Below are 8,488 nucleotides of genomic sequence, written 5' to 3'. Positions count from 1 at the left end.
TCTTGCTACTATTCAGGAGTTTCAGACTACACGACAGACCATTCAGGAGTTTCAGACTACACGACTTACAGAAGTTCCCAAAATTCCACAGAAAAATAGCAAAAAACCTATGTTAGTTCCAGCTATGTTAGAAGTACATTTCAGTAAGCTAGTAACTCTTGAGACCATTCAGGAGCTTCGGACTACAGGACTCACAGATCAAATTCCCCAGGAAATCGCAAATCTTATCCGTAGCGTTGGTGGAGAAAAAATCTCGCCTATCTTCACTTTGTCATCAGAGGAGATGGTGGAGGATAAATATGGATTTGCACGTGCATTTACCCTTTGTCTATCAAATGAAACAGATGTCAAAAAAGCAATTGCCACTTTGCAAGAATCTCCACTTATAGAAGAAGTGACACCTGTTACACTTTCAGAGACATTTCGATAGATTACTTTAGATCTGCTTGTGTCAGAACAATTGCTGTTTTAGCAGTTATGATTCTGGCACAAAGCTCCTAATCAGTAAGCAGTCCTGATTATTAGAATTTTGGTATTTCTGTATATGTAGTGATATTTACAACTAAACCCCTTTCACTTTCAGGAGCCTAACTGCAAAAATCACTACTTGTAAACCACTACCGGAATTTTTAGAATTACCCCATGGCATTCCTTCCGTCAATTTATGCTAGTGCAGTCTAGCCTAACTTACTTATGAGCCAAACTTCTTTTTGGCAGCTTCAAGAGCTGCTTTAGCGTTAACTAATCCTTGGCCATAGAATGTCTCGGTTTGGCCAGGTTGTTTTGTTGCTGTATCACGAATTATACTGTAAACATCCTCAACAGAAGGAGTTTTCTTATTGCGTTTAGCTACACTAATTATCAGAGCTGCTAGACCAGCAACATGGGGAGTAGCCATTGAGGTTCCGCTCATCTTCACATACTGATTATTTAGGTAAGTGCTAACTATCTGGACACCAGGAGCCATGACAAACTTGCCAAAATTTGGACCATATTGAGAAAAACTAGCACGATTTTTATTATGATCCACCGCGCCTACTGCTAGAGTTTGGTCAAAAGCACCAGGATAACTAGCTTGACTGGTACCATTATTGCCATTGGCAGCTATTAAACATACTCCCTTATCATAGGCGTATTTCACTGCTTTCTGTTGAGCTGGAGGTGGGAACGGAGGACCACCCAAACTCATACTAATCACATCAGCATTCTGATCGGCTGCATATTTAATGCCTTGGGCAATATCTGTACTACTTCCGATACCATTATAAAAGTCTTTATATCTAGTAAACTGGATTTTGTACATCACTCGCACAGGTAGAATTTTACCTGCCCAACACATACCTGTTATGCCAGTCTGATTGTTGGAAACAGCAGCAGCAACGCCAGCACAATGAGTACCGTGACCATTCTCATCAGATGGGTTGTTATCACGGGTGCGGTAATCTCCAATTGCAGTGTATGGCCCATACTTATGATCCCAACCATATTGGGAACCGACGAGGTTAACAAAGTCGTATCCTGGCAGAAGTTTAGACTTCAAATCCTGATGAGTGAGATCGACCCCAGTGTCAATAATAGCAATGATAACATCGTCATGGCCTGTTTCTATGTCCCATGCCTCTTCAGAATCAATTATTTTCGGCCCCCATTGATTTGTATATAATGAATCGTTAGGAGTTTTACATATTTCTGATAAGAAGTTAGGAGATGCATCCTCGATCGCGTTGGATTTTTTAAGTTCGTCACAGAGCCGTTCTACATAAATATCAGATTCAAAGACAATCTTGTAGCTGCGAGAAAAACCCTTTTGATGTTCATCTTCATCATATTCAGCTGAAATTGTTGTACCCAAGGAGTTTTCCTGAGCTACTTTAGTAGGAACGAAAACACGTTCGATGGAGCGAACACCTATTCCATGACGTTGTAAGAAGCCGTCGATATTATTATCACCGTAGCTACTTGCTTCCACGGCCCCACCCCGAGTAACGTCAAGACTGTGGGGGAGATCGTCATTTCTAGCCTCTGGTATGGTTGTTATCACCACTTCGTTAAGGACCTTGGAGGTAGAATCATCGAAAATCATATCCGAGTTTTGTTGTTGATTAAGCACCATAATTTTTTTTGAGTTTTAGTTCAACATTGACATCTTCCCGACGCTGCTCTACGAGAAAGCGCGGGATTCCTAACCATCGCGCTCTTAGGTCTTTCTGCTGCCTCTTGCAGAGGAGCTGCGCTAACAATGCACCAGCCTCCAAGGTCAAGCCTCTTTTCGGTCTAAAGGCGCGCTCCACAGACTGACACTGCTAGCCCAGCAGCCAAATTTTAAGTCTAACAAACTATTGGCATGCGCCACAAAATTGATTGGTTTTCCCATGGGACGCTCCCCTTCGGGAGAGCGCGGGTCTTCAACCAACGTTGAGATAAACAACTATATCCAATCTGTTGGGCAAAAAACGCATCTGGAACCTAGATTCTGAAAGCTCTTGACAGTAATTGAATAAGAGTCAATGCTTAAATATCTGACATCCTTAGCCGTTCTTAGAAACCTACGATAATCTATATAAATCTATGATTATCTGTTCTATTCTTGCTTCTACCTGGCAACGTCGGCGCCTGTCCAGTCCACAAGCTGACACGGTCGAACTGACCGCCTGAGCTAGATTTAAACTAGCATTCAAATCTCGATCACAGCTAAAATTACAGTGTTCGCAATTTGATTACACGCTCTGATAAAAGCAGAGACTCTTTAACAAAACCACACCTACTGCGATTATACCAGATTATGGCCAACAGTTACTAGCCCTTTGTTGTAGGATTTTATAACACCTGTATTTAACAATACAGATTTTGTGTCTAAAACACAACAAAAAATTTATAACTTTCCCCTTCGGGAGAGCGCGGGTCTCCAAGCAACGTAGAGATGAAAGGAGATTTAAGAATCAATTGCCACTATGCGTTTAGTCTAAAGTTTTGAGTAGAAAGTCTCAACTTCAAGGCCATTAGGTAAAATTTCATTAATTGATAATTGATAATGGATAATGAATAATGGATAATTACCTCTGGTTAAAACCGTTCTTGATTGAATATAAGGAAATCTAATTTCTTCTCTTGGTCGATGGTCGGACAGCGAGGAGACCTCACCATCCCTCGACCACTTTTTTCTCCTTGCTCATGAGAGGATTTTTACCTAGATTCGATTAATTATCAATTATCAATTATCCATTGGTAAGTGCCAGTAGCTGGAGAAAATTATGTCATCTATTCCCATATTTCAAGACCGCACTGATGCTGGAGAAAAATTGGCCGAGGTTATTTTTTCAGATTTCTGTCAAATGAATTTGACTACTGAGTGGATGATTAAGCCTATTGTCTATGGTCTACCAAGAGGGGGGTTGCCAGTAGCAGTGATGGTTGCGCGTCGGTTGGGTTGTCCTTTGAGTGTGGTGGTGGCGAAGAAAATTACTTTACCGGATAATCCAGAATTAGCTCTTGGTGCTGTGACAGCGGATGGTTGTATAGTGTGGTCGAAGCACAAACCAAGGAATTTACAAGTCCAAAAGACTATAATTGAAAGAGCAAGAGAAAAAGCGCAGTCTCAATTAGAATGTCTTAGTGGTGGAAAGCCTGAAGTTATTCCTCTTGGTAGGTTAGTAATTTTAGTTGATGACGGTATAGCTACAGGTATGACTATGATAGCTGCGTTAAAGTCTATTAGGTTGCAGAAACCGAATGCTGTCTGGATATCTGTGCCAGTTGCTCCTCCAGAATTGATTAAATCTTTGCAAGATTGTTGCGATCGCTTAATTGTACTGGAAACTCCTCAGCCATTTTTGAGTGTGAGTCGATTTTATGCTGAGTTTACTCAGGTGGAAACTGAGGTTGCTTTGGCTTGTCTCCAACAACAGACTGAGTGGTTGTGAAAATACAATTTTTTTTGATTTTGGATTACTATACATTCTTTTTTTTCTAGTAATTAATCGTAATTTTGTGATTTTATTTAATGCCAAAAATATGAGAATTTTACAACTGTGGTTTGAAAATATTAGGGGTGGTATACAATATAATCCACCGGGATTTATCGAGTTAATAATGTTAGTTTTTGCCATAATATTACTATTGTGTTGGAGTGTTACAGATAAATGGCAATATTTAGTATTATGTCTGAGTTATGTAATGGGTTCTTCTATTTCTATTTTAGTTAGAGAAGCACTGACACCATCTCCTCAAATACAAGCTTCTCAATTTACAGCCGTACTATTATTAATTCTTAGCACTTTTAGTTTTGCTGATTTAATTCGTTAAAGAATAGACTTCTTACAAAATTCAAAATTAAATCTTTTTTATCCCTTTTTGCTCGGTATCTATAGCGTTTTTCAAATTGGTGAGATACAGTTTTAGATCCCCCCTAACCCCCCTTAGTAAGGAGGGAACCGTTTAAAAAGGGGGGAGGTTTCAAAGTCCCCCTTTTTAAGGGGGATGCGCGGGGGATCGTAAATGTACTTCATCTTTATGAGAAATGCTATATATCTTTCCTATTTCTAGTTCCTAGCTTTTGGAATAAGTCTAATATTTGAAAGTTGTCTATCTGTTTGCTCTTGATTTAATGAATACTTTTTAAGTTTTGATAGCTTGTTTAATTTAGAAATCTGATGACTATTGACTACTAGAAACAGTTCAAGTATTTGTAGCAAACATTTATCAAATTGGTATTAGGAGTTTGAGAATTACAAGAAGATAATTCAGCAGGCCCTAAGTATAACAATAAATTCAGCCTCTTAATATTTACTTTATAAATCAGCTATTAGAGTGAAAATTTCAGACTGTTTTATTGAAAAAGTTACAAAAGAGAGATAATCTATTTAATAGAAGTGTAAGCATTCAGCTATTAGCAGTCAGCTATCAGCAACAAGACTCTCTACTTAAAGGACGGTGTTTAAATTAACAACAGACTTTAAGGGCAAGGGAGGCAACTTTTGTAGTAAGACGGTTCATAAAGCTTTTCTCCTAAACTAAAAGCACAATAGCTGATAGCTGATGGCTGACGGCTGAATGCTTACATAGAAGTGTTGAAAATTGTAGTATCAGTAATAGTCAATAAATCTAATTATATCAATGTCCTACTTTGTTGTTACTGAGTGAAATTTTTGTTACACCAGGAGAAGTAAAATGAAGCAAAAAAAATATAAAAAATATGACTTAGAGCAGAGAGAAAAAGAACTGCAAGAGAGAGAAAGAAAAATTATATTACAAGAACTAGAACTTGAAATAAACAAAAAAAGCCCTCCTTTATATAATACTGAAAAGTACAATTCACTAGAGAAACAAAATAAGTTTCAGTTGAAAAAACTGCTAAAGATAGGTAAATTTTTAGGGATTGTAGTGGGAGTAGTAGCAGCAGTTTATATTGGTTTTTGGGTAGCTAAAGCAGTTTTAGTAGTAGGGGTAGCTTGGGTAGGATATGAAATTATCTTTGGTCAAGATAATTCGGATAATTAGAGCTTCTAAAAACATTACCTCGCTTAAGTTATCCTATAAAGCTGATGGCTGATAGCTGACCGCTGAATGCTTACCAAGTAATTAATTTATTCAAATCAAAATGAGTCACAAAATAGAAGCAGAAAATTTCATCCAAGATTTAGAAAGAGTAGCTAAAGTTAGAACCGAAGTAGCTGCTAGTTTATGTACAATAGCTGAAACTTTAGAAAAAGCAGAATTAGAAGGTAAAAAAACTTCTGGCAAATTAGGTTTAGAAAGAGAAATAGAAGATATTGAAAATGCTGGCAAAAATCTCCGTCTTGGTGTTTTTCGCTTGATGGTATTGGGAGATATGAAAAGGGGAAAAAGTACATTTCTTAATGCTTTAATAGGTGAAAATATTTTACCTAGTGACGTTAATCCTTGTACAGCATTATTAACTGTATTAAAATTTGGACCAGACAAAAAAGTTACTATACATTTTAATGATGGAAAAAAACCTCTGTCACTAGATTTTAAGAGCTTTAAACGAAACTATACAATTGACCCAGCAGAGGCAAAAAGATTAGAACAAGAAAAAAAACAGGCATTTCCTGATATTAATTATGCAGTGGTTGAATATCCCCTGCCAATTTTAGAAAAAGGCATAGAAATTGTTGATAGTCCTGGTTTAAATGATACAGAAGCACGGAATGAATTGTCTCTTGGTTATATCAATAATTGTCATGCTATTTTATTTGTGATGAGAGCAACTCAACCTTGTACTTTAGGAGAACGTCGCTATCTAGAAAATTATATTAAAGGTAGAGGGTTGAGCGTCTTCTTTTTAATTAATGCTTGGGACCAAGTTAAAGAGAGTTTAATTGACCCAGATGACCAAGAAGAATTAGAAGAAGCAGAGATAAGATTAAGAAAAGTTTTTCAAGCTAACCTCAATGAGTATTGTATAGAAGAAAATAAAAATATCTATCAAGAAAGAGTTTTTGAATTATCTTCAATTCTGGCATTAAGACGGCGGTTAAAAAATCCTTCAGCTTCTCTAGAAGGAACAGGTTTTCCAAAATTTTTTGGTGCATTAAATCAATTTTTGATTCAAGAAAGAGCAGCTCAAGAATTTCGACAAGCAAAAACTGTAGCAGCTCAAGCAGATAGTCATTTACAAGAGGCGATCGCCCGTCGTACTCCTTTATTAGAACAGAATATTGAAGAGCTAATAAATAAGATTAATTCTGTAGCACCAGAGTTTCATAAACTTGCTGAAATTCGCGACCAATTTCAGTCAGAAATTAGAACTGTTCGAGATAAAGAAGCAACTGAAATTGCTAATTCTTTTCGTTCTTATGTCCTAGGCCTGGAACATACTTTTGAATCAGACTTTTTGCGCTATCAACCAGATATGAAATTTCTAGATTTCATTAACCCTGGTAAAAGAGAAGCTTTTGAAATAGAACTAAAAAAAGGATTTGAACAATATATTAGTGATAAATTAGCAGCATGGACTATTACTGTTGAAAATAAGATGGATGCAGCATTTTTACAACTTTCTAGAAGAGCTGCTCATTATGGTGCTTCCTATACAAAAGTTACAGATAAAATCACTGAAAAACTAACAGGAAAAAAGGTCAAATCTGTCCTTTCTGTTTCCACTGAAGATAACGCTCCTAGCTGGGCAAAATGGGCTATGGGATTATTTTCATTAGCTAGGGGTAATATCGCAGGTATTGCTATGGCCGGAGCAGGTTTTGATTGGAAAAACATCTTGCTAAATTTGTTAGCTGTAGGAGGAATATATACAGCAATTACTTTCTTTACAGGGATAACTTTAGGACCTATTGGTTTAGCTTTGTTAGGTTTAGGTGTGGGTGTAATGCAGGCAGATGAAGCACGGAAAAAAGTAGTTAAAATAGCGAAAAAAGAGATGGTTAAACATTTGCCTGAAGTAGCAAATGAACAGTGGCAACCTATTTATGATGCTATTAAAGAATGTTTTGATACCTATGAAGGGGAAGTTAAAGAAAGGATAGATGATGATATTAAATCTCGGAAGTCGGAATTAGATAATTTGCTGCAGCAAAGACAGGAACAAGAAATTAATAATGATGCAGAATTAGCTCGTTTTCAACAGTTAGAAATTGATGTGTCATCTGAGTATCAAAAAATAGCTGCCGTTTATCAGGATTTTCTAGAAACAATGATTTAAAAAAGAGGGAAAACCAAAATTTGACAAAAGCAGCAGCTTTTAACAAACGAGACAAATTTATGTGATTTTGGTAAATAGACTACATAGAACTTGTCTTAAAGGCAGTAGGAGTTTCAAGAGTTGAGGGCAGAAGTTAGCTGTTTAATTAAAGTGAAAAATATTATAGAACCCATTTGGTATCTTGATAAATACCAAGTTTTTTTATCTAGGAGTCAGGAGACAGGAGACAGGAGACAGGAGACAGGAGTTAAGAGGGAAAAGGGAAGAGGGAAGAGGGAAGAGGGAAGATGTGGGCAGAGATAATACAAAAAATTCAACTCCTTCAGATGATTTTTCCTCACTCATTGATGCGCGAAAAGACTTGACTACCATAATTATATAGATCTCAAATGGGTTCTATAAGCAGGTAAACAAAATGTAAGCATTCAGCTATTAGCAGTCAGCTATCAGCAACAAGATTTTCTCATATAGGACAGTATTTAAATTAACAACTGACTTTAAGGGTAAGGGAAGTAACTTTTGTAGTAAGACAATTAAATATTGCTTTGATCCTAAACTAAAAGCAATAGCTGATAGCTGAAGTCCGCAGTTCCGACCATAGGAGGCTGGCTGACTGCTGAATGCTTACAACAAAATAAATTATACTTTTTAGAAGCTGAAATTCTTACTGTGTAAAGATAGTTTGTTTGACATCCTCCCCGGCTGTTAGGCGCGGGGATTCCTACTGAGCCGTAGCTCTTCGGCGGGTTGACGCTTTGCTTCGCATAGCTGCCGCTAACACAGGGTGCTGCTTCCTTGGCGGTAGTCTGATGC

6 protein-coding genes are annotated in these 8,488 nt (G+C 37.2%); 5 read left to right on the top strand and 1 reads right to left on the bottom strand.

Annotated features, from left to right (window positions below; translation table 11 throughout):
• A partial coding sequence (locus tag F6K54_RS34730) for a hypothetical protein (protein WP_293088208.1) occupies nucleotides 1–430 on the top strand: 430 nt, incomplete at its 5' end.
• Between the two features lie 261 nt (nucleotides 431–691).
• Here F6K54_RS34730 and F6K54_RS34725 read toward each other — a convergent pair.
• Entirely contained in the window at nucleotides 692–2,113 is a 1,422-nt protein-coding gene (locus F6K54_RS34725) for a S8 family peptidase (protein ID WP_293088206.1), read from the bottom strand.
• A gap of 1,138 nt (nucleotides 2,114–3,251) precedes the next feature.
• On the opposite strand from F6K54_RS34725, the gene F6K54_RS34720 reads away from it, so the two are divergent.
• From F6K54_RS34720 to F6K54_RS34705, 4 genes are all read left to right on the top strand, one after another.
• On the top strand, nucleotides 3,252–3,920 hold the full coding sequence (locus tag F6K54_RS34720) for a phosphoribosyltransferase (RefSeq protein WP_293088204.1): 669 nt from the start codon (nucleotides 3,252–3,254) through the stop codon (nucleotides 3,918–3,920).
• Nucleotides 3,921–3,987: 67 nt separating this feature from the next.
• On the top strand, nucleotides 3,988–4,302 hold the full coding sequence (locus F6K54_RS34715; RefSeq protein WP_366558316.1) for a hypothetical protein: 315 nt from the start codon (nucleotides 3,988–3,990) through the stop codon (nucleotides 4,300–4,302).
• A gap of 864 nt (nucleotides 4,303–5,166) precedes the next feature.
• Entirely contained in the window at nucleotides 5,167–5,496 is a 330-nt protein-coding gene (locus tag F6K54_RS34710; protein ID WP_293088202.1) for a hypothetical protein, read from the top strand.
• Nucleotides 5,497–5,596: 100 nt separating this feature from the next.
• Nucleotides 5,597–7,675, top strand: coding sequence for a dynamin family protein (locus F6K54_RS34705; RefSeq protein ID WP_293088200.1), 2,079 nt, complete (start codon nucleotides 5,597–5,599; stop codon nucleotides 7,673–7,675).
• Nucleotides 7,676–8,488: the final 813 nt, after the last annotated feature.

The sequence above is a fragment of the Okeania sp. SIO3B5 genome, assembly GCF_010692555.1.
In the GTDB taxonomy this organism is placed as follows: Bacteria; Cyanobacteriota; Cyanobacteriia; order Cyanobacteriales; family Microcoleaceae; genus Okeania.
The sequence above is the reverse complement of the archived record's forward strand: the minus strand, read 5'-3'. Positions and strand labels throughout refer to the sequence as shown.

What these genes read in the sequence shown, in the direction of transcription:
- F6K54_RS34725 (WP_293088206.1), bottom strand. Translation starts at nt 2,113, where the DNA reads ATGGTGCTTAATCAACAACAAAACTCGGATATGATTTTCGATGATTCT.
- F6K54_RS34720 (WP_293088204.1), top strand. Translation starts at nt 3,252, where the DNA reads ATGTCATCTATTCCCATATTTCAAGACCGCACTGATGCTGGAGAAAAA.
- F6K54_RS34710 (WP_293088202.1), top strand. Translation starts at nt 5,167, where the DNA reads ATGAAGCAAAAAAAATATAAAAAATATGACTTAGAGCAGAGAGAAAAA.
- F6K54_RS34705 (WP_293088200.1), top strand. Translation starts at nt 5,597, where the DNA reads ATGAGTCACAAAATAGAAGCAGAAAATTTCATCCAAGATTTAGAAAGA.